The sequence below is a fragment of the Pararhizobium sp. P1_E7 genome (genome assembly GCF_056405855.1).
Window position 1 is genome coordinate 50,254 of record NZ_JBFUBH010000010.1, and the last position, 24,796, is coordinate 75,049.

Annotated in this window: 26 protein-coding genes; 12 read left to right on the plus strand and 14 right to left on the minus strand. The window is 60.6% G+C overall.

The genetic code is table 11. The features are described 5' to 3' along the window. Nucleotides 1–170 precede the first annotated feature (170 nt). The 11 genes from AC1D17_RS13380 (at nucleotide 171) to AC1D17_RS13430 (ending at nucleotide 11,716) form a co-directional block, all read left to right on the plus strand. Entirely contained in the window at nucleotides 171–944 is a 774-nt protein-coding gene (locus tag AC1D17_RS13380; RefSeq protein WP_477565885.1) for an ABC transporter ATP-binding protein, read from the plus strand. Between the two features lie 35 nt (nucleotides 945–979). Then, nucleotides 980–1,762 carry a transporter substrate-binding domain-containing protein gene (locus AC1D17_RS13385; RefSeq protein WP_477565886.1) on the plus strand — a complete coding sequence of 261 codons (783 nt, stop codon included), beginning with the start codon at nucleotides 980–982 and terminating at the stop codon, nucleotides 1,760–1,762. Between the two features lie 159 nt (nucleotides 1,763–1,921). Further along, entirely contained in the window at nucleotides 1,922–2,650 is a 729-nt protein-coding gene (locus AC1D17_RS13390) for an ABC transporter permease (protein ID WP_477565887.1), read from the plus strand. 35 nt (nucleotides 2,651–2,685) lie between these two features. Beyond that, entirely contained in the window at nucleotides 2,686–3,486 is an 801-nt protein-coding gene (locus AC1D17_RS13395) for an ABC transporter permease (protein WP_477565960.1), read from the plus strand. A gap of 1 nt (nucleotide 3,487) precedes the next feature. Further along, nucleotides 3,488–4,657: a M20 aminoacylase family protein gene (locus AC1D17_RS13400; RefSeq protein ID WP_477565888.1), complete on the plus strand. Its 1,170-nt coding sequence runs from the start codon at nucleotides 3,488–3,490 to the stop codon at nucleotides 4,655–4,657. A gap of 542 nt (nucleotides 4,658–5,199) precedes the next feature. Beyond that, nucleotides 5,200–6,618, plus strand: a complete 1,419-nt coding sequence (locus AC1D17_RS13405) for a cytochrome ubiquinol oxidase subunit I (RefSeq protein ID WP_477565889.1) — start codon at nucleotides 5,200–5,202, stop codon at nucleotides 6,616–6,618. After that, on the plus strand, nucleotides 6,608–7,612 hold the full coding sequence (cydB, locus tag AC1D17_RS13410) for a cytochrome d ubiquinol oxidase subunit II (protein WP_477565890.1): 1,005 nt from the start codon (nucleotides 6,608–6,610) through the stop codon (nucleotides 7,610–7,612). Before AC1D17_RS13405 ends, cydB begins: the two co-directional genes overlap by 11 nt. Before the next feature lie 144 nt (nucleotides 7,613–7,756). After that, the gene (locus tag AC1D17_RS13415; protein WP_477565891.1) at nucleotides 7,757–8,365 is read left to right on the plus strand and encodes an avidin/streptavidin family protein; all 609 of its coding nucleotides are present in this window, start codon (nucleotides 7,757–7,759) and stop codon (nucleotides 8,363–8,365) included. A gap of 233 nt (nucleotides 8,366–8,598) precedes the next feature. Beyond that, on the plus strand, nucleotides 8,599–9,726 hold the full coding sequence (locus AC1D17_RS13420; protein WP_477565892.1) for a hypothetical protein: 1,128 nt from the start codon (nucleotides 8,599–8,601) through the stop codon (nucleotides 9,724–9,726). Next, nucleotides 9,723–10,877 (plus strand): DegT/DnrJ/EryC1/StrS family aminotransferase, encoded by a 1,155-nt coding sequence (locus tag AC1D17_RS13425; protein ID WP_477565893.1) that lies wholly within the window; start codon nucleotides 9,723–9,725, stop codon nucleotides 10,875–10,877. Before AC1D17_RS13420 ends, AC1D17_RS13425 begins: the two co-directional genes overlap by 4 nt. Before the next feature lie 74 nt (nucleotides 10,878–10,951). Continuing rightward, entirely contained in the window at nucleotides 10,952–11,716 is a 765-nt protein-coding gene (locus AC1D17_RS13430; protein WP_477565894.1) for a cephalosporin hydroxylase family protein, read from the plus strand. A 71-nt stretch (nucleotides 11,717–11,787) separates the two neighbouring features. On the opposite strand, the gene AC1D17_RS13435 is transcribed toward AC1D17_RS13430, so the two are convergent. From AC1D17_RS13435 to AC1D17_RS13470, 8 genes are all read right to left on the minus strand, one after another. Continuing rightward, nucleotides 11,788–12,477: a metallophosphoesterase family protein gene (locus AC1D17_RS13435; RefSeq protein WP_477565895.1), complete on the minus strand. Its 690-nt coding sequence runs from the start codon at nucleotides 12,475–12,477 to the stop codon at nucleotides 11,788–11,790. Continuing rightward, nucleotides 12,474–13,469 carry an ATP-grasp domain-containing protein gene (locus AC1D17_RS13440; protein ID WP_477565896.1) on the minus strand — a complete coding sequence of 332 codons (996 nt, stop codon included), beginning with the start codon at nucleotides 13,467–13,469 and terminating at the stop codon, nucleotides 12,474–12,476. Before AC1D17_RS13440 ends, AC1D17_RS13435 begins: the two co-directional genes overlap by 4 nt. Further along, nucleotides 13,466–14,341, minus strand: a complete 876-nt coding sequence (locus AC1D17_RS13445; RefSeq protein ID WP_477565897.1) for an NAD-dependent epimerase/dehydratase family protein — start codon at nucleotides 14,339–14,341, stop codon at nucleotides 13,466–13,468. The genes AC1D17_RS13440 and AC1D17_RS13445 overlap by 4 nt, the downstream gene beginning before the upstream one ends. Next, a complete protein-coding gene (locus AC1D17_RS13450; RefSeq protein ID WP_477565898.1) occupies nucleotides 14,338–15,063 on the minus strand; it encodes a class I SAM-dependent methyltransferase in 726 nt (241 codons plus the stop codon). Before AC1D17_RS13450 ends, AC1D17_RS13445 begins: the two co-directional genes overlap by 4 nt. Then, complete coding sequence (locus AC1D17_RS13455; protein ID WP_477565899.1) at nucleotides 15,060–15,776, minus strand: WbqC family protein; 717 nt, start codon at nucleotides 15,774–15,776, stop codon at nucleotides 15,060–15,062. The genes AC1D17_RS13450 and AC1D17_RS13455 overlap by 4 nt, the downstream gene beginning before the upstream one ends. 121 nt (nucleotides 15,777–15,897) lie before the next feature. Continuing rightward, nucleotides 15,898–17,055 (minus strand): class I SAM-dependent methyltransferase, encoded by a 1,158-nt coding sequence (locus AC1D17_RS13460; protein ID WP_477565900.1) that lies wholly within the window; start codon nucleotides 17,053–17,055, stop codon nucleotides 15,898–15,900. Then, nucleotides 17,052–17,912 (minus strand): phytanoyl-CoA dioxygenase family protein, encoded by an 861-nt coding sequence (locus AC1D17_RS13465; RefSeq protein WP_477565901.1) that lies wholly within the window; start codon nucleotides 17,910–17,912, stop codon nucleotides 17,052–17,054. Before AC1D17_RS13465 ends, AC1D17_RS13460 begins: the two co-directional genes overlap by 4 nt. A 75-nt stretch (nucleotides 17,913–17,987) precedes the next feature. Next, complete coding sequence (locus tag AC1D17_RS13470) at nucleotides 17,988–19,205, minus strand: glycosyltransferase (protein ID WP_477565902.1); 1,218 nt, start codon at nucleotides 19,203–19,205, stop codon at nucleotides 17,988–17,990. A gap of 175 nt (nucleotides 19,206–19,380) precedes the next feature. Between AC1D17_RS13470 and AC1D17_RS13475 the strand changes: the two genes are divergently transcribed. Then, complete coding sequence (locus tag AC1D17_RS13475) at nucleotides 19,381–19,686, plus strand: chorismate mutase family protein (RefSeq protein WP_477565903.1); 306 nt, start codon at nucleotides 19,381–19,383, stop codon at nucleotides 19,684–19,686. A gap of 97 nt (nucleotides 19,687–19,783) precedes the next feature. Here AC1D17_RS13475 and AC1D17_RS13480 read toward each other — a convergent pair whose 3' ends face one another. From AC1D17_RS13480 to galE, 6 genes are all read right to left on the minus strand, one after another. Further along, nucleotides 19,784–21,013, minus strand: a complete 1,230-nt coding sequence (locus AC1D17_RS13480) for a methyltransferase domain-containing protein (RefSeq protein ID WP_477565904.1) — start codon at nucleotides 21,011–21,013, stop codon at nucleotides 19,784–19,786. After that, nucleotides 21,010–21,573: a dTDP-4-dehydrorhamnose 3,5-epimerase family protein gene (locus AC1D17_RS13485; RefSeq protein ID WP_477565905.1), complete on the minus strand. Its 564-nt coding sequence runs from the start codon at nucleotides 21,571–21,573 to the stop codon at nucleotides 21,010–21,012. The genes AC1D17_RS13480 and AC1D17_RS13485 overlap by 4 nt, the downstream gene beginning before the upstream one ends. After that, nucleotides 21,570–22,655 carry a CDP-glucose 4,6-dehydratase gene (rfbG, locus tag AC1D17_RS13490; RefSeq protein ID WP_477565906.1) on the minus strand — a complete coding sequence of 362 codons (1,086 nt, stop codon included), beginning with the start codon at nucleotides 22,653–22,655 and terminating at the stop codon, nucleotides 21,570–21,572. Before rfbG ends, AC1D17_RS13485 begins: the two co-directional genes overlap by 4 nt. Then, entirely contained in the window at nucleotides 22,655–23,425 is a 771-nt protein-coding gene (rfbF, locus tag AC1D17_RS13495; protein WP_477565907.1) for a glucose-1-phosphate cytidylyltransferase, read from the minus strand. The genes rfbG and rfbF overlap by 1 nt, the downstream gene beginning before the upstream one ends. A gap of 12 nt (nucleotides 23,426–23,437) precedes the next feature. Beyond that, nucleotides 23,438–23,602: a hypothetical protein gene (locus AC1D17_RS13500; protein WP_477565908.1), complete on the minus strand. Its 165-nt coding sequence runs from the start codon at nucleotides 23,600–23,602 to the stop codon at nucleotides 23,438–23,440. Between the two features lie 153 nt (nucleotides 23,603–23,755). Beyond that, on the minus strand, nucleotides 23,756–24,748 hold the full coding sequence (gene galE, locus AC1D17_RS13505; RefSeq protein WP_477565909.1) for a UDP-glucose 4-epimerase GalE: 993 nt from the start codon (nucleotides 24,746–24,748) through the stop codon (nucleotides 23,756–23,758). Between the last annotated feature and the right edge of the window lie 48 nt (nucleotides 24,749–24,796).

Consider the following 24,796-nt stretch of genomic DNA (forward strand, 5'->3'; position numbering starts at 1 on the left):
GCCAAAAAAGCAGCGTCGAAGTTATTATACGGTTGAATAATTTCTGTACAAGTGCCACGATGCGTTTCATGGAACAGCGTGACAGGCAAAAATGCCGCACGACAGACAAACAGGGGAACTGTTTTCATGCGTTCAGATTTGGCGACCTGTCTCGACAGGACTGACTTTTCATGACGAAACCTGCCCAGGCGATTGCGGTTACAAACCTCCACAAACGTTTCGGGCCGCTTGAAGTGCTCAAGGGCGTTTCACTGACCGCCAACGAAGGCGACGTCATCGCCATCATCGGCGGCAGCGGCTCCGGAAAATCGACGTTCCTGCGCTGCATCAACATGCTGGAACTGCCGACCTCCGGTTCGGTCACGGTACATGGCGAAACGATCGCCATGAAAAAAGACGGTCACGGCGGCCTGATGCCTTCGGACCGCAAACAGGTGCAGCGCCTGCGCACCCAGCTCGGCATGGTGTTCCAGAGCTTCAATCTCTGGCAGCACATGACCATTCTCCAGAATGTCATCGAAGTTCCGATCCATGTGCTCGGCAAGTCCAAGGACGAAGCCACCGCCACAGGCGAGGCGTTGCTGCGCCGCGTCGGCCTGTTCGAGAAACGCGATGCCTATCCGGCCTTTCTCTCCGGTGGCCAGCAGCAGCGCGCAGCGATTGCCCGGGCCTTGGCGATCCAACCGCTGGTGATGCTGTTCGACGAGCCGACCTCGGCGCTCGATCCGCAGCTCGTCGGCGAAGTGCTGACGGTCATCGGTGACCTTGCCAGGGAGAAGCGGACGATGGTCCTCGTCACCCACGAGATGAAGTTTGCCCGCAATGTCGCCAACCACATCGTCTTCCTGGCCGACGGCGTCATCGACGAACAGGGATCGCCGGACGAGATTTTTGGCAATCCGAAGTCGGAGCGCCTGAAAAAATTCATCAGCTCCATCCACTAAAGTCAAAAACCACGAAAACAAAAAAGGGAAACAGCATGAAAAAGACGCTCAAAACCATCGCTATGTCGCTCGCGCTCGGCATTGCAGCCGCCGGCGCCGCTTCTGCCGAACCGATCAAGGTCGGTTTCGCCGCCGAGCCCTATCCGCCGTTCACCTCCCCGGATGCCTCGGGCAACTGGGAAGGCTGGGAGGTGGAATTCCAGAAGGCCATCTGTGCAGAAGCCAAGCTGGACTGCGTGATCACGCCCGTCGCCTGGGATGGCATCATTCCCGCATTGACCTCAAAGAAGATCGACATGATCATCGGCTCGATGTCGATCACGGAAGAGCGTCTGAAGACCATCGATTTCTCCGATAAATACTACAACACGCCGGCCGCCGTCATCGGCCCGAAGTCAGAGACTTTCGAACCGACACCGGAAGGCCTGAAAGGCAAGACGATCGGCGTTCAGGTCTCCACCATCCACCAGGAATATGCCAATAAGTATTTCGGCGAGAACGGCGTGACCGTGAAGGAATACCAGACGCAGGACGAGGCCAACAACGATCTGGCTGCCGGCCGCCTCGATGCCGTGCAGGCCGACGTGATCGCGCTCGACGCCTTCCTGAAGACCGACCAGGGCAAGGAATGCTGTGACCTGAAGGGCATGGTCAAGGATGACCCGGCAATCCTCGGGGCCGGCGCCGGCATCGGTCTGCGCAAGGGCGAAGACGAATTGAAGGCCAGCCTGAACGCCGCCATCAAGGCGATCCGCGCCAATGGCACCTACGACACGTTCTCCAAGAAGTACTTCGATTTCAACATCTACGGCGAATGATGGGATGCAATGAGGCGGCCTCAGTCTGCCCCTCATCCGCCCTATCGGGCACCTTCTCCCCGTAAACGGGGAGAAGGACAAGCGGCAAACTCCGTCACCCCCTCTCCCCGCCTGCGGGGAGAGGGCTAGGGTGAGGGGCAGAGGCAAAGATCAAAATTCATGGCCGATCCTGTATCCTTGATAAACTGGAGCCTTCTGGCCCTTGAACCGCCCGGCTGGGGTGGCGTGCTGTTGCACGGCCTGATGAATTCAATCGAGATCGCCATCGGCGGATATACCCTGGGCCTGCTGCTCGGCATCGGCGGCGCATGCGGCAAGCTCTATGGCGGCCCGATCACGCGCGACCTGATGGAATGTTATACGACGATCGTGCGCGCCGTGCCGGAACTGGTTTTGATCTTGCTTCTCTATTATGCGGGCACCGACGCGCTCAACTACGTTCTTGGCCTGGTTGGCATCGGTGAGGTCGATATCAGCGGATTGGTCGCCGGCATCTTCGTCATCGGCGTGGTGCAAGGCGCCTATACGACCGAGGTGCTGCGCGGCGCGATCAAGGCCGTTCCCGCCGGCCAGATCGAGGCGGCGCGCGCCTACGGCATGTCGCCCGCCAAGGTGATGACGCGGGTGACCCTGCCCGCCATGCTGCCCTACGCCATTCCCGGCCTTTCCAATCTCTGGCTGATCGCCACCAAGGACACAGCCCTTCTCGCCGTCGTCGGCTTTTCCGAACTGACGCTCGTCACCCGCCAGGCGGCCGGATCGACCAAGGCCTATCTGCTGTTCTTCTGTGCGGCCGGCGTGCTTTACCTGATGTTGACGCTTGTCTCTGACGTCATCATCAAGATCATCGAACGCCGGGCCCGGCGCGGCTTCGTGGAGCAGTCATGATCGAAACGACGACCACCGACGCCACCACCCATGCCATGGCATTCACGCCGGAAGATCTGCCGACGGCGGAAAGCTTCTTCAAGCCGCACCGCATCGTTCTGCTGGCCATCGCCGCCGGGCTCATCTTCTGCATCGCCTGGTTCATGCGCTGGGACTGGGTACCGCAATATCTGCCGCGGCTCGGCTACGGCATCGTCATCACGCTGGCGATGATGTTCAGCACCGCGATCCTTGGTTTTCTTCTGGCCGTGCCGTTGGGGCTCGTGCAGGTCACCGGTCCCTGGCCGCTGAAGGCGCTGGCAAAAGGCTTCTGCACGGTCATTCGTGGCACGCCGCTCTTGCTGCAACTCTGGCTTATCTATTACGGGCTCGGCTCGCTGTTTCCGCAGTTTCCGGCGATCCGCCATTCCTTCCTCTGGCCCTACCTGCGCGAATCCTGGCCCTATGGCGTCGCCGCGCTGACCATTTCGTTTGCTGCCTATGAGGGCGAAGTGATGCGCGGCGCCTTTGCCGGGGTGCCGGCCGGCGAAATCGAGGCCGCGCGGGCCTATGGCATGAGCCGCTGGACGCTGTTTCGCCGCATCTGGCTGCCGCGCGCCATTCATCGGGCCTTGCCGACGCTCAACGGCGAAACCGTGCTGCAACTGAAGGCGACGCCGCTGGTTGCCACCATCACCGTCATCGACGTCTATGCCGTCATCTCCAAGGTGCGGCAGGATACCTACATCACCTACGAGCCGCTTCTGCTGCTCGCGCTGATCTACATGTGCCTGACAGGAATTCTTGTCTTCGCTTTCCGCTATCTTGAAAATCGTATACCAACCCGCGGTGCCTGATATGACATTGAACGTGAACCTGACCAACTCCATGCCGGAACTGGTCGCTATCCGCCGTGACCTGCATGCCCATCCGGAACTGGGGCTCGAAGAGGTCCGCACCTCGAATTTCGTCGCCACCTGCCTTGAAGGCCTCGGCTATACCGTCACGCGCGGCCTGGCAAAGACCGGCCTCGTCGCCACCTTGAAAAACGGCACCAGCAACCGCTCGATCGGTATCCGCGCCGACATGGACGCGCTGCCGATCTTCGAGGAAACGGGTCTGGACTATGCGTCCAAGACCCCCGGCCTGATGCATGCCTGCGGCCATGACGGCCACACGACGATGCTTCTGGGCGCTGCCCGCGCGCTGGCTGAGCGGAAGAATTTCGATGGCACGGTGCACCTCATCTTCCAGCCGGCGGAAGAGAATTTCGGCGGCGCCAAGATCATGATGGACGAGGGCCTGTTCGACAAATTCCCCTGCGATGCCGTGTTTGCACTCCACAACGAGCCCGGCCTGCCCTTCGGCCAGTTCGCCTTGAGGGAAGGCCCGATCATGGCCGCCGTCGACGAGGCGAAAATCACCGTTCACGGCCTTGGCGGCCACGGCGCCGAACCGCAGGAAACAGCCGACCCGGTCGTCTGCGGCGCCTCGATCGTCATGGCGCTGCAATCGATCGTCTCGCGCAACATCCATCCGATGGACCCGACCGTCGTCACCGTCGGCTCGTTCCATAGCGGCTCGGCCAGCAACATCATTCCCGAACGCGCCGAGATCGTCGTCGGCATCCGTTCGTTCGATCCGAAGGTGCGCGACGAACTGGAACGCCGCATCCGGCTGATCGCCGAAAACCAGGCGGCAAGCTATGGCATGACGGCAACCGTCGATTATCACCGCAGCTATGACGCGACGATCAACCACAAGGCCGAAACCGATTTCGTCCGCGATCTCGCCGTGCGCCTTGCCGGTCCCGGCAAGGTCGTCGATCTCGAACGCCCGTACATGGGCAGCGAGGACTTCGCCTATATGCTGAAAGACAGGCCAGGGACCTATTTCTTCCTCGGCTCCAGCGTGACCGGCAACGAAAAATCGCTCCACCACCCCGGCTACAATTTCAACGACGACCTGCTGCCGGTCGGCGCCGCCTTCTGGACCGAGCTGGCGGAAGCCTATCTTTCCCGGGCGTAACAGTCTCCAAAACGAAAAGGCCGCAGGAAGGGACATTCCTGCGGCAAGTCGGGACAGTTCAGGCAACGTCTATCGCGAAAGCGATCAGTCAATAATCGGGCCTGCACGCGGCGGCAAAGCTTTGACCGGCGGTGCAGCCCATCAGGATCGAAGCCCGACAAAGATACGGTTGTCATCATGCAACAGGACCGTTTGGCAGGTTTCGCTCTTCGATAAACGGACCATAGCCGGCAGGGTTTGCGGGCCGCTTAAGCCAACAGTTAAAATTTTACGGATGTCGCATTTCGGGACGATCCGATTGAAGTCATCCCATAGTTGACGAAACGTCAGGGGGCGTCGACCGGCCGGATGCAACTATGCCGCAGGTGGACGATTGTCGCAGTGTGACATCATGGTTGCAGCGATGTCATTGACCTTTCGCGCCATTGGCTCAGACTATAGCCCAAGGGTTCGGCGCCGCGCTCACCCGCCATGGCCGAGGACAGGCTGCGGCAGGCGGAGAGGCCAAGAGACGGCGATCGGGTCCTCGAAAGGATTGTGCCGTGTTCGAGAGTTTTGACGCGACGTTGCTCGCTCGCATCCAGTTTGCCTTCACCGTATCGTTTCACATCATCTTCCCGGCCTTCTCCATCGGCCTTGCGAGTTTTCTCGCCGTGCTCGAGGCGCTCTGGCTGTGGAAGAAGGATCAGGTCTACATGGACCTGTTCAATTTCTGGAAGACGATCTTCGCCGTTGCCTTCGGCATGGGCGTGGTTTCGGGCATCGTCATGTCCTACCAGTTCGGCACCAACTGGAGCGTCTTTTCCGACAAGGCCGGACCCATCATCGGGCCGCTGATGGGCTATGAGGTCCTGACAGCCTTTTTCCTGGAGGCCGGCTTCCTTGGCGTCATGCTGTTCGGCCTGCACCGCGTCGGCCCGAAGCTGCATTTCCTCGCCACCTTCATGGTCGCTTTCGGCACGCTGATCTCGGCCACCTGGATTCTGGCGGTGAATTCCTGGATGCAGACGCCCGCCGGCTTCGGCATGAACGAGGCGGGGCAATACATTCCGCTCGACTGGTGGAAGGTGGTCTTCAATCCGTCCTTCCCGTACCGGCTCGTCCACATGGTGCTTGCCGCCTATCTCACCACGGCCTTCGTGGTCGGCGCCGTTGGCGCATGGCACCTCCTGAAAAACACTGCACCCCGGCGCTCGCGCACCATGTTCTCGATGGCGATGTGGATGGCGACGATCGTCGCACCGATCCAGATCATGGCCGGCGATTTCCATGGCCTCAACACGCTGGAACACCAGCCGGTCAAGATCATGGCGATGGAAGGCCACTTCGACAGCCATCCGGACGGTGCACCGCTGATCCTGTTCGGCATTCCCAACACGGCGGAAAAGCGCATCGACTATGCGATCGAAGTCCCGAAATTCTCCAGCCTGATCCTCAAGCATGACCTCAACGCGCCGCTTGCAGGCCTCGATACCATTCCCGACAACCTCGAGCCGCCCGTCGCCGTGGTCTTCTGGTCCTTCCGTGTCATGGTCGGCATCGGTTTTGCCATGCTCGGCATCGGCCTGTGGAGCCTGTGGTGCCGGCTCAGGGGCACGCTCGACAGCAATGACTGGCTGCACCGGGCTGCCGTCCTGATGGGGCCCGCCGGTTTCGCCGCCGTGCTCGCCGGCTGGATCACCACCGAGGTCGGCCGCCAGCCCTATACGATCTACGGCGAACTCCTGACCGCCAACTCGATCTCGCCGATCGCCGCCCCGGCCGTCGCCGCCTCGCTGATCGCCTTCATCGTCGTCTACTTTTTCGTCTTCGGCGCCGGTACCTTCTACATCCTGCGGCTGATGAAACGCCTGCCGCGCGATCCGATGCCCGATCTCGGCGACGGACCGATCAGGACCTCGGGCATCATGCCCGGCCCTGCGACCGGACACACTCATGGGAGCGTACATCATGGCCATTGATCTTCCCTTCATCTGGGCCGCCATCATTGCCTTCGCGGTACTCGCCTATGTCATCCTCGACGGTTTCGATCTCGGCATCGGCATCCTCTTCCCGTTCTTTCCGGAAAAACGCGACCGTGACGTGATGATGAATTCCGTCGCACCGGTCTGGGACGGCAACGAGACGTGGCTGGTGCTCGGCGGCGGCGGTCTGCTGGCGGTCTTTCCGCTGGCCTACTCCGTCATTCTGTCTGCCCTCTACGCCCCGATCATCGCCATGGTGCTGGGCCTGGTCTTCCGCGGCGTTGCGTTCGAATACCGCTGGCGCACCAGGCGCGGCGAGTTCCTGTGGAACTGGGCCTTTGCCGGTGGCTCGATGGTCGCGGCATTCGCACAGGGTGTAGCACTCGGCGCCCTCGTCCAGGGCATCCCGGTGGCCAACCGTGCCTATGCCGGGGCATGGTGGGATTGGCTGACACCGTTTTCCATCGCCACCGGCTTTGCCATCCTGATCGGCTATGCACTTCTCGGCTCGACTTGGCTTATCATGAAGACGACTGGCGAACTTGCCGAAAGAGCCCGCGGAATCGCCTTGCGCACCTGCTTTGCCACGATCGCCACCATGGGGATCGTCAGCTTGTGGACCCCGTTCCTCAGGCCGCAATATCTGGAGCGCTGGTTCAGCTGGCCAACCGCCGTCTTCAGCATCATCGTACCGGTTCTGGTGCTCGGCTGCTTTGCGCTGCTGCTGACCGGCATCCGCGGCAAGCGCGATACCCAGCCATTTCTGGCGGCACTCGGCCTGTTCATTCTCGGCTTTGCCGGCATCGGCATCAGCTTCTATCCCTATATGGTGCCGCCAACGGTAACGATCTGGGATGCGGCAGCACCTGATTCGAGCCTTGCCTTCCTGTTGTGGGGGGCGGCCTTCCTCGTGCCGGTCATCCTGATCTACTCCGGCTACGCCTATTGGGTCTTCCGCGGAAAGATGGACCCCGAGGAGGGCTATCACTGATGACGACGGAAAACAGCCTGCCCAAAAAGCTCCTCTGGTTCGCCGGCCTCTGGTTGCTGGGCGTGCTTGCGGTGACGATCGTCGGTTTTGCCATCAAACTGTCGCTGGGCGCTTAGGTTCAGGACTCGCCAATCGGGATCACGGGTGGAAGCGATATCGTTCTTCGGCCACGATGGCGGCATCGTCCGCCTGCAACCAATCACACTCGGCATGATTGCAATAGTTGAAATTATGTGCACCATGGAGGTCTGCGTCGGCGGTCGGCGCATCCCAGGAGAAAAAGCCATGACCCGTACTATTGCGGCTGCGGCACTTGTGTTTGCTGTAGCAACCTCAGCTTTTGCTTTTGATGCAAGCAGCTTTAAGGATTTTTCAAGCGTCGCATCGGCCTCCAGCAGTTGGCAGAACCAGTCCGGCTCGACGATGATCATTCAAATCGACTCGTTCGGAAATGTCTCCGGCCAATATGTAAACAGAGCCAAGGGCACCGGATGCCAGAACTCGCCCTACCCGCTAACAGGAAAGGTAAACGGGAAGTTCATCGCATTTTCGGTCGGATGGAACAATTCGACGGAGAATTGCAATTCTGCAACCGGATGGACCGGCTACGCCCAGATCAATGGCAACAACACTGAGATCGTCACGAGCTGGAGCCTCGCTTACGAAGGCGGGTCCGGCCCGGCCATTGAGCAAGGACAAGATACTTTCCAGTACGTGCCGACGACAGAGAGCAAAAACTTCTTGAAGGAGTAGCCTCCTCTATGCTGCGGCGCAGCCTGGAATTATGAAACAGGTTGGAAGCAAAGCCTCGCTCCAGTTTCCCACGCTACATTTGAAACACATGTCAGTAGGCAATGGCTTCCGCTGAGAGACAGGACCGCACCCTGCTCTGCGCAGAAGGCACTTGCCTGCTGATGTGACCAGCTTCCGAAATCGCCGCTCGCGGTGGCGGCTCGGCGGCGACCGCGACACGCACGAGGCAAGCCATGACCAAACTCTCGATCTGCATCCCCGTGGAAACCGCCGCGCAGGATGCGTTGCCGCTGGTGACGCTGCTTCTGGAGAAGCAGAGCGAAGATTTCGAGATCGTCATCGCAAAACCTGCAGATGTCGCGCTCCCGGGCGCGCTTCTCGCACTTGCTACCGGCGGCACAAACATCGTGATTGCCGATGCAGCCGCAGGGATTACCCGCCAGCATCTATGGCGCCATGCGGCCTTGGCCGCCAAGGGCGACTGGGTGACGCTGGCCAATCCCGCCGACATGATCGAAAGCGATCTTGCAACGATGGTCGCCTTTCTCGAAACCAGTTCGCCTGGTGTCGATGCCCTCGCGTGGAATGCTTTCCAGATCGACCGCCATGCGGAACCCGGCAATGCCAGCTCCGTCGCCATCCCGRCCAGCTACCACATCGAAAAGCTCGACAAGACCGTCATGCTGAAGGCTTTCTTCTATTGGGAGAACAGCCTCAGCAGCCCGAAAATGCCGTTTGGCCTCTATCACGCGGCAATCCGCCGGTCGCTTCTGGATGCGCTGCTGCAATTGCCGGAGCCACAGGACTGGTCGACGCCGGTGCCGCAATATGAATGGGCGGCCAAAGTGCTGTTGTTTGCCAATGAACTGGCCTTCTGCGCCCGGCCGATGTCGGCGATCAACGTTTCGCCATTTGCCGCGCAAGCGCCGCGTCACCCCTGGACCTTCCCGTTCCATTCCGGCATCGGCATTGCTGGGGCGGTGGCAGAGGTGCAGTTTCATGTGCTGCGCGAACTCGATACGCCCTGGTCCGGCGGCGGCGAGGCTTTTGTACGGGCGCTGATGATCGACTGCATGATGGAGACCAACCGCGAGGCCTACAAGAACAAGGGCAACGCCTATTTCACAGCGCTGAAGGCGTTCGAGGGCGGCCGTCTAGCGGCGTTCTTCCGCCCGGAATTCCACGAAGTCCGGCAAAAGGATCAACGGCGCGGCCTGCATGACGGCGCGCTGCTGATCGACCGTTTCGTCGCTGGAGCGCGCGACGCAAAAGAATTCTACACGACGGTCCGGCTGATGCTGGCGCCGGTCGGGCTGATCTGTGGCGGAGCCCTTTACGGCAAGGACACCAAGCCCGCATGAACCAGACCGCGTCGAGAATCTCCTATACCAGGCCCTCGATCACCGAGCTGGAAGTCGCCTATGCCGCCGACGCCGCCGCCAATGGCTGGGGCGAGCGTTGCTACGACTATATCGTCCGGTTCGAGGACGGCTTCCGCCGGCATCTCGGCACCACCCACGCGATTGCCACATCCAGCTGCACCGGCGCCATGCATATGGGGCTTTCGGCGCTTGGCATCGGCCGCGGTGACGAAGTGATCCTGGCCGACACCAACTGGATCGCCACGGCTGCTCCGATCGTTCATCTCGGCGCCACGCCCGTCTTCGTCGATATCCGGCCCGACAGCTGGTGCATCGATCCGGGTGACGTCGAGCGCCATATCACGGAAAAGACCAGGGCGATCATCGCCACGCACATCTATGGCAACCTTTGCGATATGGACCGCCTTCTGGATATCGGCCGCCGCCACGGCATTCCGGTCATCGAAGACGCGGCCGAGGCAATAGGCTCCGAATGGCACGGCCGGCGCGCCGGATCGATGGGCACGTTCGGCACCTTCTCCTTTCACGGCACCAAGACGCTGACGACGGGCGAAGGCGGCATGTTCGTCACTAGCGACGATGCCCTGTTCGAGAAGGTGTTGACGCTCAGCAATCACGGCCGCGCCCGCAACCAGAAAAAACAGTTCTGGCCGGACGATGTCGGCTTCAAGTACAAGATGTCGAACATCCAGGCGGCACTCGGATGTGCCCAGCTTGAACGCATCGGGAGCCTGATCGCCCGCAAGCGTGAGATCCTCGCAAGCTATGCCGAAAGGCTGAAGGCCCATAAGAGCATCAGCCTCAATCCTGAAAACACCGGCACCGTCAACGGCGCCTGGATGCCGACCGCCGTGTTTGACCGCGACACCGGCATCACCCGCGAGATGCTGCAGCAGGCGTTCAGCGCGGCCAACATCGACGCCCGCGTCTTTTTCCATCCCTTGACGAGCCTGCCGATGTTTCCAGAGCGGCGGGAAAACCGGCATGCCTGGGATATACCGGAACGCGCCATCAACCTGCCAAGCTATCATGACATGACGGAGGAGGAGATCGGACGCGTCACCGATGTCGTCGTCAGCCTGATCGACAGCCGGACAGCCGGCGAACCGCCCTTGGCGAAATCCGCTTGAAAAACTGGCACATCTTTCGCCGCCGACCACACGGCTTAAGACAGCCGTCTTGAATGACAAAGGCACCACATCCCATGACAACTAAAGATGATCGCCAGGAGTTTGAAGCGCACAGGCAGGAGATGTGCCTGGCGCTGGGCAAGGACACCCAGGTTTTCAAGCAGTCCATCGACACGATGCTGGCGCTCGACGCTTACGACTACTCCTACCTCTGGAGCTGGATGGGCGTTCCGATCATCCAGCTGCCGGCCGATATCATGGCGACGCAGGAGATCATCTGGAACACCAGGCCCGATATCATCATCGAAACCGGGGTCGCGCGTGGCGGCTCGATGATCTTCATGGCCTCGCTGCTGGCGATGACCGGCAACGACAAGGGCAAGGTGATCGGCGTCGATATCGACATCCGCGCCCATAACCGCGAAGCGATCGAGACCCATCCGATGGCAAGCCGCATCGCCCTCATCGAAGGCGGCTCCGTCGATGACAGTACCTTGCAGGCCGTGCGCGATCTCATTCCGGAAGGCGCAAGGGTCATGGTCGTTCTCGATAGCGACCATTCCTACGGCCACGTGCTGGCTGAGTGCCGCGCCTATGGTTCTCTGGTGACGCCGGGCTGCTACCTCGTCGTGGCCGACACGGCGGCGGGTCATTTGACCGAGGACCAGGCACCGAAGAAACGCTCGAAATCCTGGTTCAGAGGCAACGATCCTTTGACCGCGGTCAACGACTATCTCAAGGAGACCGATCGTTTCCAGGTCGATCCGGTAATCAACGGCAAGCTCGTGCTGGCTTCGTCTCCGGGCGGATACTGCATCCGCCTGCCCGACGCGGCCTGACACGCAGTCAATTTCTGTCTAGAGGCCCGTGTTTCGCTGAAGCGAGACGCGGGCCTCGACGGGTGCCGCAGTCAGACCGCCAGCGTGATCTTGTCGATCCGGCCGCCGATCTGCGCGCCGAGGTAGAGGTTTTCATAGCATTTGGCCGGAAACCCGGCTTCCTTCATGTGGAAGGCGGTCTCGTCGATGTCGTAGCCGACCCGGCGCAATTCGATGCGGCCATCCTCGAACGTGGCAAACGCCGCGCGCGGATCGCCATCGCGCGGCTGGCCGACGGCACCGGGATTGCAAAAAGTCCTGCCTTTCACGTCAAGCAGGACCTGCACATGCGTATGCCCGGCAAAGAATGTCTCGGCCTCCGCGGGAATATCCGTCTGTGCAATCGTGTAGAGATACTGATCGACCGGATCCTGCCAGCCGCCATGGATGAAATAGGTCGAACCGTCGATGATATAGGAATGCGATTGGGCGAGCCAGGCGACCTGCTGCGGCGAGATGATGCCGCGCTGGTACTCGGTAATGTCCGACACCAGCTTCGATCGCGGGCACCCCTCGCCACTGACGATGTAGTGGTCATGGTTGCCGAGGATATTGACGATGCCCCGGTCGCGCAACAGGTCGATGCACTCGCCCGGTTGCGCGTAATAGCCAACGACGTCACCGAGCGAGATGACCGTTTCGCAGCCGAGCGCATCGATCTTTTCGAGCACTGCCTTCAGTGCCGGGAGGTTACCGTGAACGTCCGAAATGATCGCGATCATGTCACCACAAGGTCTTCGTAATAGCGCCAGCCGCGTCCGGGGCGGATTTCGGGCACAAGCGGCTTCTTGCCCCTGAGATAATATTCGACAGCCATGGCTGCCTCGTTGTAGCCGAACGCGGCGCGCAGCGACGTGCTGCTGGAAAAGCGCGGGTTGATTTCCAAAAGATAAGGCGTCCCGCCGTCCATGCGGAACTGGTAGTTCGTCGGCCCGACCGGCTTGAAGATCGCCGCCAGCCGGGTCACGGCATCGGCCAGGACAGGGTGCTCGACGACCTCGGCATATTGCGTATTGCCGGCGACCGATAGTTTTCGCCGAAAGATGATCGGCGGCAATGCCGCGCCGTCGCCAAGCCCGAAGGCGCCAATGGTGAATTCCTGCTCGTCGTTGCCGATGAATTTCTGGATCAGGAACTCGTCTCTGCTCCTGCGGCTCCAATAGTTGAAATCGTCCTCGTCCCGCAGCACGGCGATGCCACGCGAGCCGTTGCCCTGTCGGGGTTTCAGGAGCAGCGGCAGGCCGAGCTCCCGGACGCAGTCCGTCCAGCCTGCGCCCAGGCGTGCCGGAATGGCCGGCAATCCCAGCCGTTCCAGTTCAAGGCCGAAGTCCCATTTGTCCTGCGCCAGCTCGATGACCCTGGGATCGTTGAGCACAATACGCGCATCCAGATCAGCAAAGGCCGCCCGGTTACGGCTGAAGAACAGGACGTCGAGTTCGAGTCCCGGCAGGACGAGATCGACGGCCTGATCGACCAGCAGGTCTTTCCAGAAGCCGAGATATGCATCCGAGCTCTCGTCAAATGCGGGCTTGGCAAAGAACGCATCACACCAGTAAGGCCCGATGCCATGCGGATCGCGATCCACGCCGATGACCCGCACCGACAGCCCCGACAAACGCAGCGACCGGATGATCCCCTGCCCGATCAGCGCGCCAACCGCCGTTACGACAACGGTGATTGGCTTGGTTGAATGTTCCGGTTTCGTGGCCGTCATGTAATGTCCATCGGCCCGAAGGCCTTGGCTGTGCCGGCATCCCTGATCATGCGGATACCCTGGTGCATGCCGATCGCAGGCCCTGAAGTCAGCTGCGCRAAGGCTTCGGAACCTTCGGGAAAATGGATCGGCCGGAAAGGCGGTTTTTCCGGTGCTCTGACGATCTTGCCGCCTTTTCCGAAGACCTCGTAGGCGATGGTCGCGATCTCATCGACAGTCAGCGACAAGGGATGCACGGCATTGACAATTCCCGTCATGCCGCGTGTTGCGGCCTGGATCATCAAATCGGCCGCGTCTCTGACATGCAGGAAGTTGCGGACGCCGTCAGATCGCGGCAAGCGCATGTCCAGACCTTGCGATGCGTAGGCGATGATGCGTCCGAACCAGGGTTGATGTGCGCAGCAACGGCCGGCGGTATCATAGAATTGCGCAAAGCGAAGACTGCAGAAAAGCTTGCCCTGCTTTTCCAAAGCCCAGCTCATGACCTGTTCTGCAATTGCCTTTGTCAGCCCATAGGATGTGAAATTGCCGGCACCCAGCGTCTGATCGGAAAATATCGATCCGGCATAGATCAGTGTTTTCGCGCCAAGTTCCTGCACCAAGCCGGCAATCGGCAGGGCACTTGCCGCATTCGCCGAAAAATTCTCGCCAACACCATCATCGTCATCGCCGGCAAAACTCGCAGCGCAGTGAAAGATCACATCGGCATGAAGGCCGTTCTGTATCTTTGCCGGCTCGCCGCGAAGATCGAAGTGGATATCATCCACTGCCGACCGCCCGATCGTTATCGTGGCAATATCCTGTGCATGCAGCCGTTCAATCAGCTGGCTGCCGAGCATGGACCGTGCGCCGATGATGGCGGCAGTCCTCATTGCACGGTGGCTTCCATCAGCAACCCGACGCAAAGATCGGGGAAATCGATCCCGACGCGCAACATCGCCTCAAGATTCTCCTGGAAATCCGGGAGCGTCTTCAAGACGCCGAGCGGCAGCGGCTTCAGGTAGATGCCTTCTTCAAGGCTGACCTGGTAGCCATGGCTCTGAATTTCCTGCTTCAGTGTATCGCGGCAATATTGGCGCTTGTGGCCGAGGGCGTGATCGTTGGCATTGAGGCTGTAGATATCGTCGATCTTGCCGAGTTCGACACCGAGCCGCCGGTTCATCGACTTGGCGTTGGGAACCGCAACGAAGATGCGGCCGCCCGGCTTCAGGAACGTCTTGAAGCGGTCGAGCAGCATGCCCGGATCATCGACATGCTCCAGAATGAAGCCCATGACGATGACGTCGAAGCGCTCGTCCGTGTCAAAATTCTCGAAATAGGAGAACACGACTTCGCCGGCGAAATCCGGGCTTCTTTCCTTGAAGAGATCGATGACCAGCTGTGAGCCCTCGACGATCACATGACGGTCGCAGGCCGCGTTGAACAGACCTGGCGTATACCCGTGGCCGATACCAAGCTCGAGGATCGAACCGACCGAGCCGAACCGGCGGATGATGCGCTCCGGATACCAGTTGAGAATGAGATCGTTCTCGATTGCCGTCGCGGCATTCGGAAGATACTCGGATGTGACTGCATCGAGATTTTCTGTCGTCATTGCGTGAATTCCTTCCAACCGATCGTTCCCGAATGAATCAACCCGGCGCCATCCGCACCGCAATTGGCGATCAGGTCCAATGCGGTCACATAAGGGGTAAAGTCGCCGTGCAATTGTGGATAGGGCGTGCGCTCGTAGCGCATGTATTCGACGGAGATGCCCTTCTCCTCGAACAGCCCATGGTTCAGATAGTTTCTAGCGCCGTGCCCGGTGATATAGACCGTTCCCTCAAGATGCTCGACGATGTCGCACACCCGCTCACTGCTTGCGCCGGCAACCGGCAGCGTCTGCGATGAGAGAAACTGCGGCCGCTCGAGGCCGAAGTAAGAAGCGAGTTCCAGCATGGACTGGCGTGAAACATCGGCGACCGTCGATGCTTTCTGCGCGAAAACGCGGTCCACCAAACCGAGCATCTCGTCGCGAAACGGTGCCTTCAGATAGGCCTGACGCAGAATCTCGCGATGTTTGCTCCGCCAATCGGTGCGGTCGTCGAGCATCACCTCGTCGATCCGCTGGCCAAGATGATAGTCGCGCAACGGCAGCGTCATCCAGCTGACGCCGTTGATCCCCTTCACCTGGACGCGGTTGCTGAAACTGCCCTTGGAATATTGCACGTCGTCATAATGAACGAAGACATCCGCCAGACGGATCTGCTCCAGCAGACCCACCCAGGGAAAGTACATCGATTGTGAAATAACGATATTCCGGCTCATGATCCGTTCAAGCATTGCCCGGCTTGCCGGGAGGCTGCCACCATGGCAGCGCACCCAGACAATTCGACAGGGGGAAACTATCGCCAAAGCCTTTCGCGAGGCTGGCTGCCGGCCTTTCCGGTCAGCCGTCGATCCAGACGAGATCGAGACCCGGCCGGTGCAAGGCCGCCTGACCGGCGATGGCGGCGCGCGCCTTCAGCGGATTGAGACCGACAAAGACGACATCGACGTCATCATCGAGTTTCGATGGCGGCAGGACGGGCCGGTTGAAATGAACGGAACCCTGCAGCTTCGGATTCTGGTCGAGGAAGACACGGAAATCGACATCCGCCTCGATCCGGCTGCAGATCCAGCTGCCATAGAAGCCGGAGCCGTAGACTGCCGCGCGCTTGCCGGAAAACCGCTTGGCCGCGTCATCGAGGCGGATGGTGGCTTTTTTCCAGAAAGCGCAGATTTCCCTGGCTTTCCTTGCGGCATCTGCGGCTGCCTGCTGGTCAGAAACGCTCGCCACCGGTTGTTCGCAAGAGACTGCCACGATGAAGAAGGCGCCTGGAAAGGCTGCACTGTCCACCGTTTCCAGCGCGAAACCGGACAGTGCCAGCGCCCGCTTCAAAGACGCAGTGCTGAAATGGTTGAGATGGTCGGCAACCGTCATGTCGCCGGGATTGGCCGCCACGTCGGGCATCGACAGGAGTAGCCGGCCGCCGGGAGCAAGCAGCTCGCGCAAGGCTTTCAGGAAGGAAACAGGTTCGGCCACATGCTCGATGACGAAATGGCTGATAATCGCCTGGAACCGGCCGGCCCAAGCAGCCGGCACACGATAGCTCGCCTGATCCTCAGGCTTTACCCAGCCGTTCCAAGCCGGCGCGTAGTCGCGGCTGACATCGAATACATGCGGATGAAGATCGGCACGCGCCGCGCACATCTTGCGCAGCGTGTCCGCCTTGCCGGCACCATAATCGAGGATGGATGCGCCCTGCGGCAGATCCAGAAGTCGCAGGCCGATCGCGGCCTGATGGTCGGTCCGGAAGATCGGCGTACCATCCGCAGCCACGGCGAAAATCTGATCGTGATCGTCCGATTCCAGCGAAATCCGGTAGGTTGTATCGTAAAAGCTCTCGATATCCGGCAGGTCGGCGGATTGCGCGTGACCGCATTCGTCGCAGACATAGGCCAGCGTCGGGATGTCGATGAAGGCCATCATCGACGTCAGGGCGGGCGCCGAGGCCTCGTAGGAGGCCTCGGCAATGTGCGATCCGCAGACCCGGCATGCGGTCATACTGCTTTCTCCCCATCCGCCACCAGTTCCGGCAGGACTTTCGAGAAATCCACGCCGGCGGCAAACGAGCCGCACCAGCCAATGCGGGTGCCGAGCGGATCGGCGAAATTGAAGTAGCGGAACTGGATGCTCCAGCGCGGCATGGCGGATACATTGTGCCCGCCCTGGTGCATGGTCAGGAAGTCCATCAGGATCAGGTCGCCCGGCTGGGTCAGCGGCGCGACCGTCTCATATTTCGCCAGGCGTTCCTCTGCACCGTCCATGTACAGCGCGTAGGCGCCGCTTTTGCCCAGGCCCGCATCGTCGCGGTAGACCGGGATCAGGCCTTCGGCATGCGAGCCTTCGGCAATCTGAACCGGTCCCATATCCGGTGTCACCGGCAGAAGCGGCGTCCAGAACACGATGCCGTCAAGGCTGCGAAGCTGGCCGGGGAATTCCTGGTGCCACTGTGCCCGAAATTTTTCCTCGCCCGGGTTGTCGATACGGATGCCATAGCCGCCAGCCGCAATGCCCGGAACGGAGCCCGGATGCAGATGCTGGAATACGGTCTGGTTCACGGTCTTGGTGACGAGCTGCATGAACGCGGGGATTTGCTTGACGGCGTCATAGACCTCCCCGCCCCAAGCGCGGTTTTTGGCGATCAGCGCCGGATAGGCCTTGGTCATCGCGTTCCAGGACGTGTCCGTCGGCGCATCGACGCTGTATTTGCGGCAGAGCAGTTCCAGGATGACGCGGATGCCTTCCTGGATCGGGGCCACGTCGCGCTGCGCGTCGTAGAACTGCGGCAGCATCGTATAGCCCTTGGTGGCGAAATCTTCCTTGGCCGAAGCGGGAATGAGGACTTCATTCTGAAGCATGCTTTGCATCCCTTTGATGTCAAAATACCCGCGAACCCATTGGCGCGGGGCAGAGGCAACGGCGCAAGTGAAACCTCAGGCCGCCTTGAAATGCGCTTGAGATTTCAGATCCAGCGCCTCTTGAGGCGAAAGCATCTGATCGACCAGATGGTAGAGCTCTGCCGGTGTCTGTACGCCGCCAATATTCTCGTCGAGATAGAGATGGTTGTTGGAAATCCCTGTGAAGAGGGCTGCATCGGCTATCTCGACATAGTCGGCTGGCTGGAAATGCTTCAGATATTTGCCGCCCTTCCATTTGCCAAAGGCGGCGCGGTAGCCGGCAACAGTCTTGTCGTAGTCCGCCCTTCCGACCATCTTGCTGCAGCTGAGGCCGCTTGCCTTGGCGAAATTGACCTCCCAGCCCGTCATCGGGCTGTAGCCGTATTGCGTCAGAAACCAGCGTTGCGTCTGGGCGATACAGGCCGCAAGACCGAGCATCGATGGAAATGGAAAATCCTTCATGTGCGGGTCTTCGTCGATATTGCGCCCCACTTCCTTCATGAAGGCCGCGTGCTGCTCCTTGGCCTTGTCGATCTGGTTCAGTCTCGCGGAGTTGCTCTCCGCGCAGGAACCGAGAACCGAAAAGGGCCGCTCCGCGTAAAACACATGCTCGGCAGTGACGAGAACCTTGCAGACATTCTCGAAATCGACGACCGGGTATTCGCAGTATTTTCCGCCGAACTTCGCCTTGATCTTGTCCATCACCCGTTTCGAGACGGCGCTGTGATAGAACCCGAACGCCATGTTGGGCGTGGCTTTGTTTCCCTTCCAGGAAAAGAACTCCTGATAGAGCGGGGCCCGCGGAAGCCTGTGGACGATTGTCGAGAGCGGTGCAGCGACGTTGCAACGGGTCGGACGATTGCCCGGCCAATTATAGGTCAGGCGGCTCCAGGCGAAGACATCGACGCTGGAATACTCGGCCTGTGTCCGCGCAATCAGGCTGGCGACATCGGCGTCCACATAGTCGTCATCGCCGATCATGCAGATGAATTCGCCGGTGGCGGCCTCGACGCAACGGTCCCAATTTTCGACCATGGACAGGACCCGGTCCACCGATGGCAGGTATTTCACCCGCGGATCGGCAAGAAGGTCCTCCATAAAGCCGTTCATGATCAAGGCGTCATCGGAGTTATCGGCAAAAACATACTCGACATCCGTTCGCAGGTTTATCAGCTGGCTTCTGATCGTTTCCTGGAAATACCGCTGGCGGTTACGCGATGGCACACAAATCGTCAGTTTCGGCTGGGCGAACATGAAATTTCTCCGTTTGCCGCAGACTAGCGGCGAAGGCTTTTGCGAAGCTTGCCCGCGACCCTTTGGCCAAAGGGCGGGTTTTCGGCTTTTCAGGAGACGGACGGCTTGATAAGCAGCGTCGCAAGCGGTCTTGCGATTGAGGCAAAGCCGCGATGAAGACATTCGGAGACCCGCGATGCAGAAACGTCCGGCAGACTGCGCCTCGATGGCAGAGATCCGCGTCGAGATCGACCGGATCGACCGGGCCCTGATCGCTCTTTTCCAGGAGCGCTGGGGCTATATCGGCCGCGCTGCGGAGATCAAGAAGCCGGCCGGGCTCAAGGCCGACATTCCCGCCCGCGTCGATGAGGTCCGGTTGAACGCCCGCCGGAACGCCGAGATGGCGGGGCTTGATCCGGACTTCTACGAGGACATCTGGGCACGCCTGATCCAGCATTCGATCGAGCATGAGTTGAACATTCTCGGTGAAAGCGGGAAGTAGCCGGAAACCGTAGTTCAGCCGATCTTGTTGGCCGTGCCGGTCTTCTTACCCGGAGCCTCGATCGTTGCCTCGGGCAGAGCGGTGAGAGTGTCGTCCGCTACGGATGCACCGTCAGCGCCGGCACCGCCGTCACGAACTTGCCACCCCAATCGCTGATATACGAAAGCTGCTGTCTGATTTCGGCCTGAAGGTTCCATGGCAGTATCACCACTCTTTCCGGTTTTTCGGCTTTGAGAAATTCTTCCGTGACAACCGGGATACGGCTGCCGGGGAGCAGCAGGCCCTGCTTGGCCGGGTTTTTGTCGACGACGAACGGCAGGAGGTCAGGTTTGACGCCGGAGAAGTTGATCAGCGTATTGCCCTTGGCTGCGGCGCCATAGGCTGCGACTTTCAAACCTTGCCGCCTGCTCTCGATCAGGAATGTCAGGAAGCCATCGCGCACGGTTTGCGCTGCCTCCTGGAAGCCTGTGTAGAAGGCATCGTCCCGCATGCCGGCAGCGTGCTCTTCGGCCAGTGTCGCTGCCACGGCCGCGGCGACCGGATGTTTTCCGGTCTCGCTGCGCTGCGCGAGCACACGCAGGCTGCCGCCATGCCATGGGGTCGTCTCGACGTCGAAGACGGATAGTCCATTGGCTTCAAAGACGCGGCTGACGGATGTCAGCGACAGGTAGGAATAATGTTCGTGATAGGCGGTGTCGAACTGCGCCTCGCGCACCATGTTGAGCAGGTGGGGAAACTCGAACGTCGCAACGCCGTCTGCCTTCAAGAGCCGCGTAAAACCCGCAACGAAATCGTTGATGTCGGGAACATGGGCCAGCACATTGTTGGCGACTGTCAGATCGGCGGAACGGCCTTCTGCCGCCAGCTTTGCGCCAAGTTCCGCGCCAAAGAATTCCTCTGTGATCTCGATGCCCTTGGCGCGCGCCGCCGCCGCCGTGCTCGCCGTCGGCTCGATGCCGAGGCAGCCGATGCCGCGCGCCTTCGCATATTGCAGCAGATAGCCGTCATTGGCGGCAACTTCGACAATATGGGAGGCTTCGGTCAGGCCGAAACGGGCCTGCATATCGGTGACATAGCGCTTGGCGTGATCGAGCCAGGAGGTCGAAAACGAGCTGAAATAGGCATAGCTTGAGGAAAAAAACGTCTCGCGGTCGGCAAAATCCTCGGTCTGCACCAGCCGGCATTGCCGGCAGCAGCGGATCACCAGCGGATACCAGAGTTCCGGCATGTGCCGCTCGCCGGCACTGACATAGGAATTGGAGGGCGGCGCCGTCCCCAGATCGAGGAAGGGCACCATATGTGTCGATCCGCAGTGACGGCATTTCATGCGGCTACTCCACGATAGTCCGGCGACAGCAAAGGATGCGCCGCATCGCGCGGTGACAGGTTGACGACCGGCAGCGGCCAGTCGATGCCGAGCGCCGGATCTTCAGGGTTGAGACCGCCCTCGAAAGAAGCCGCATAGGGCTCTGAATGCGCATAGATCATCCGCACGTCATCGGTCAGTGCCTGGAATCCATGCGCGAAACCCTTGGGAATCAAAAGCGAGCAGGCGTTATCTTCCGACAGCTCGACGGCGAAATGCTGAAGAAACGTCGGCGACTGCGCACGGATATCGACGGCGATGTCGAGGATCCGGCCACGGGTGCAGGTGACGAGTTTGATCTCGGCATGGGGTGGACGCTGGAAATGCATGCCACGCACCGTGCCCTTGTGGCGCGTCCCGGTTTCGTTGAGCTGAGCCACATGTCCCTGCCAGCCGAAGGCCGCGAGGTCTTCCTGGCAGAACAGCCGCGACAGGAAGCCCCGATCGTCCGGCATCGTTTTGCGGCGGATGACGCAAAGCCCCTGGAGTGGCGTCGCGTGCGCCGTGAACCGCGCACTCATCCGGCCGCCCGCAAAGGTTCGTCGCTGGTGGCAAGACCGGCAAAATCGCGGATATCGCCTAGGCACAGGTCAAGTGCCGCCTGTCCCTGCCCTTGCGCTCTATACCACTCCATCGTCCGCCTGACGGTTTCCGCCAGACGCCAGCGCGGCTGGTAGCCGAGGTCGGCGCGCGCCTTGGCACTGTCGAGCACCAGATAGCCCGCTTCGTGCGGCCCGTCCGTGCCATCGCCCAGAACCATCGCGCCGCCGCCAAAGTGCCGCTCAGCCATTTTCAGGACGGCGCCGACAGACGCGGCTTCGCCGTGATCCGGACCGAAATTGTAGCTCTCGATCCCGTCCGGCGTCTGCCACAAACGCTGCGCCAGCCCCATGTAGCCGCCGAGCGGCTCGAGCACATGCTGCCAGGGACGCACGGCACGCGGACGGCGCACCTGCAATGTCTCGCCGCCCTGCCAGGCCCGCACCGCATCCGGGATCAGCCGGTCCTCCGCCCAGTCGCCGCCGCCGATGACGTTGCCGGCACGCGCCGTGGCAAGACCGACCTTGCGGGCTGCAAAGAACGAGGCGCGATAGCTCGCCGCGACGATCTCCACTGCTGCCTTGCTGGCGCTGTAGGGATCATGGCCGCCGAGCGGATCGCTCTCCATGAAGGCAAGGCCTGTCTCGGCGTTATGGTACACCTTGTCCGTCGTCACCACGACGATCGAACGCACATCTTCCGACAGCCGCAGGGCGTCGAGCAGATTGGCGGTGCCGATGACGTTGATGTCGTAAGTCTCGGCCGGATTGCGATAGCCGGCGCGCACGAGAGCTTGTGCTGCCAGATGAAACACGACCTGCGGCCTGGTTTTCAGCACATGATGCGTCACTGCGTCACGGTCGCGGATGTCGATGATACCCGGCCCCTCCATGCCGCCGCCGAGCAGCAGGTGCAGCGCAGGCTCCGTCTGCGGCGCCAGCGACAGGCCGGAGACGTCGGCTCCGAGTTCGCGCAGCCACAGGGCCAGCCAACTGCCTTTGAAGCCGGTATGGCCTGTGACCAGGACACGTTTTCCGCGCCAGAAATCGTTCGTCATCGTCATCACCAGCTCTTCCATGGGGGCGCGCCGCTCTGCCACAGGCTTTCAAGATGATTCTTGTCGCGCAGCGTATCCATCGGCTGCCAGAAGCCGTCATGGAAATACGCCTGCAACTCGCCTTCGCTGGCCAGTCCCATCAACGGTTCCCCTTCCCAACTTGAATGATCTGCCTCGATCCGGTCGATGACGCGGGGTGAAAGCACGAAGAAGCCGCCGTTGATGAAGCCGCCTTCGCCTTCGGGTTTTTCAATGAAGCCTTGAACCTCGGTGCCTTCCAGCTGCAACGCGCCATAGCGTGCCGGCGGCCGCACGGCCGTCACCGTCGCCTGCTTGCCGTGGCTCTTGTGGAAGGCAATGGTCTTGCCGATATCGACATTGCTGACGCCGTCGCCATAGGTGAAGCAGAACGCCTCCTCATCCTTGAGGTAGGACGCGACCCGCTTCAGACGGCCGCCGGTCATCGAGCTTTCGCCCGTATCGACCAGCGTGACACGCCAGTTCTCGGCGCTCTGACGGTGAAATTCGATCGAGTTCTGCGACAGGTCGAAGGTGATGTCCGACATATGCAGGCCGTAATTGGCGAAGTATTCCTTGATCATGTAGCCTTTGAAGCCACAGCAGACGATGAAGTCGCGCACGCCATGGGCGTAATAGAGCTTCATGATATGCCACAGGATCGGCCGGCCGCCGATCTCGATCATCGGCTTGGGTCGAAGATGCGTTTCTTCGGCGATGCGCGACCCGAGGCCGCCGGCAAGAATGACAGCTTTCATCCGCCCCTCCCGTTAGATGCAAAGACGATCGCAGGCAGCACCGGCGATGGCTTGGCGAGAGGGACGAAAATTGCGATTGCCCAGCGATTGTGCAGAATCGGGATCACGCGCCATCGTCGACTGCAGGGCCAGAAGCCTTGCGGTCATACGGTTTTTAAGGCGCGAAAACTCCATCATGCTCAGGGTCCTGTCAGTCTATTCTGACAACGACCCTAGAAGGTGAAACTGTCGTCAAACTGGAGAGGCAGCGCGAGCAAAGCCGGCTGCCTCTTCCACATCAGACCGAGTGGCGCAAAACACCCCGGATATCAGCAGGATACCAGCCTGATATCAAAAAGAATTCTTGCGCATCAGATGCAATTCCCAATCCAGCGCGCTGCGGATGATGCCGTTCAAATCATCATATTGCGGCACCCAGCCAAGCTCCCGCTTGGCCAGCGCCGGGTTGGCGACGATCATCGCCGGATCGCCGGCGCGACGCTCCGAGAACGTCACTGGGAAGTCCTCGCCATGCACCTTGCGCACGGCGTCGAGCACTTCGAGCACGGAGAAGCCGTGGCCATAGCCGCAATTGGCCGCCAGCGAGCCGCCGCCGGCGCGCATGCGCTGCAAGGCCTTCAGATGCGCCTGAACCAGATCCCACACATGGATATAGTCGCGCACGCAGGTTCCGTCCGGGGTCGGATAGTCGGTGCCGAAGACGCTCATCGACTGGCGCTTGCCAAGTGCTGTGGCGCAGGCAACCTTGATCAGATGGGTGGCAAGTGCGGAGGATTGGCCGCTGCGCCCCTTCGGATCGGCACCGGCGACATTGAAATAGCGCAGCGCCGTATAGGTAAAGGCATGCGCATTGGCCGTATCGCGCAGCATGATCTCGGTCATCAGTTTCGACGAACCGTAAGGCGATTCCGGCTTGAGGTTGACGCTCTCCGTCACCGGCTCCAGTACGTCCGGGGTGCCGTAGACCGCGGCCGTCGAGGAGAACACGAAATACGGGATGCCGGCTTCGACGGCGCTGGCAATCAGGCTGCGCGATTTGACCGTGTTGTTCTCGTAGTAGCCGAGCGGATCGGCGACCGATTCCGGTACGACGATCGAGCCGGCGAAATGGATGATGGAATCGATGCTGTTATCGGCGAAAATCTGCCGCATCAGGCCGCTATCGGCGATATCGCCTTCATAGAAACGCGCCTCGGGAGCGATGGCCCACCGAAAGCCGGTCGACAGGCGATCGATGACGACGACCTGTTCGCCGGCATCGAGCAGTGCCCAGACCATGTGACTACCGATATAACCGCCGCCACCCGTTACCAAAACCGCCATTGCCTGCTCCTGCGCTGTTCAAAGTGAGCGGGATAAAACCCGTTCGGC

Bases quoted from the DNA above. Each gene is read 5' to 3' on its own strand.
- AC1D17_RS13470 (WP_477565902.1), bottom strand. From the start codon at position 19,205: ATGTTCGCCCAGCCGAAACTGACGATTTGTGTGCCATCGCGTAACCGC.
- rfbF (WP_477565907.1), bottom strand. From the start codon at position 23,425: ATGAAAGCTGTCATTCTTGCCGGCGGCCTCGGGTCGCGCATCGCCGAA.
- AC1D17_RS13380 (WP_477565885.1), top strand. From the start codon at position 171: ATGACGAAACCTGCCCAGGCGATTGCGGTTACAAACCTCCACAAACGT.
- AC1D17_RS13425 (WP_477565893.1), top strand. From the start codon at position 9,723: ATGAACCAGACCGCGTCGAGAATCTCCTATACCAGGCCCTCGATCACC.
- AC1D17_RS13430 (WP_477565894.1), top strand. From the start codon at position 10,952: ATGACAACTAAAGATGATCGCCAGGAGTTTGAAGCGCACAGGCAGGAG.
- AC1D17_RS13435 (WP_477565895.1), bottom strand. From the start codon at position 12,477: ATGATCGCGATCATTTCGGACGTTCACGGTAACCTCCCGGCACTGAAG.
- AC1D17_RS13450 (WP_477565898.1), bottom strand. From the start codon at position 15,063: ATGACGACAGAAAATCTCGATGCAGTCACATCCGAGTATCTTCCGAAT.
- AC1D17_RS13460 (WP_477565900.1), bottom strand. From the start codon at position 17,055: ATGACCGCATGCCGGGTCTGCGGATCGCACATTGCCGAGGCCTCCTAC.
- AC1D17_RS13480 (WP_477565904.1), bottom strand. From the start codon at position 21,013: ATGAAATGCCGTCACTGCGGATCGACACATATGGTGCCCTTCCTCGAT.
- AC1D17_RS13465 (WP_477565901.1), bottom strand. From the start codon at position 17,912: ATGCTTCAGAATGAAGTCCTCATTCCCGCTTCGGCCAAGGAAGATTTC.
- galE (WP_477565909.1), bottom strand. From the start codon at position 24,748: ATGGCGGTTTTGGTAACGGGTGGCGGCGGTTATATCGGTAGTCACATG.
- AC1D17_RS13455 (WP_477565899.1), bottom strand. From the start codon at position 15,776: ATGAGCCGGAATATCGTTATTTCACAATCGATGTACTTTCCCTGGGTG.
- cydB (WP_477565890.1), top strand. From the start codon at position 6,608: ATGGCCATTGATCTTCCCTTCATCTGGGCCGCCATCATTGCCTTCGCG.
- AC1D17_RS13385 (WP_477565886.1), top strand. From the start codon at position 980: ATGAAAAAGACGCTCAAAACCATCGCTATGTCGCTCGCGCTCGGCATT.
- AC1D17_RS13400 (WP_477565888.1), top strand. From the start codon at position 3,488: ATGACATTGAACGTGAACCTGACCAACTCCATGCCGGAACTGGTCGCT.
- AC1D17_RS13500 (WP_477565908.1), bottom strand. From the start codon at position 23,602: ATGATGGAGTTTTCGCGCCTTAAAAACCGTATGACCGCAAGGCTTCTG.
- AC1D17_RS13440 (WP_477565896.1), bottom strand. From the start codon at position 13,469: ATGACGGCCACGAAACCGGAACATTCAACCAAGCCAATCACCGTTGTC.
- AC1D17_RS13475 (WP_477565903.1), top strand. From the start codon at position 19,381: ATGCAGAAACGTCCGGCAGACTGCGCCTCGATGGCAGAGATCCGCGTC.
- AC1D17_RS13390 (WP_477565887.1), top strand. From the start codon at position 1,922: ATGGCCGATCCTGTATCCTTGATAAACTGGAGCCTTCTGGCCCTTGAA.
- AC1D17_RS13485 (WP_477565905.1), bottom strand. From the start codon at position 21,573: ATGAGTGCGCGGTTCACGGCGCACGCGACGCCACTCCAGGGGCTTTGC.
- AC1D17_RS13395 (WP_477565960.1), top strand. From the start codon at position 2,686: ATGGCATTCACGCCGGAAGATCTGCCGACGGCGGAAAGCTTCTTCAAG.
- rfbG (WP_477565906.1), bottom strand. From the start codon at position 22,655: ATGACGATGACGAACGATTTCTGGCGCGGAAAACGTGTCCTGGTCACA.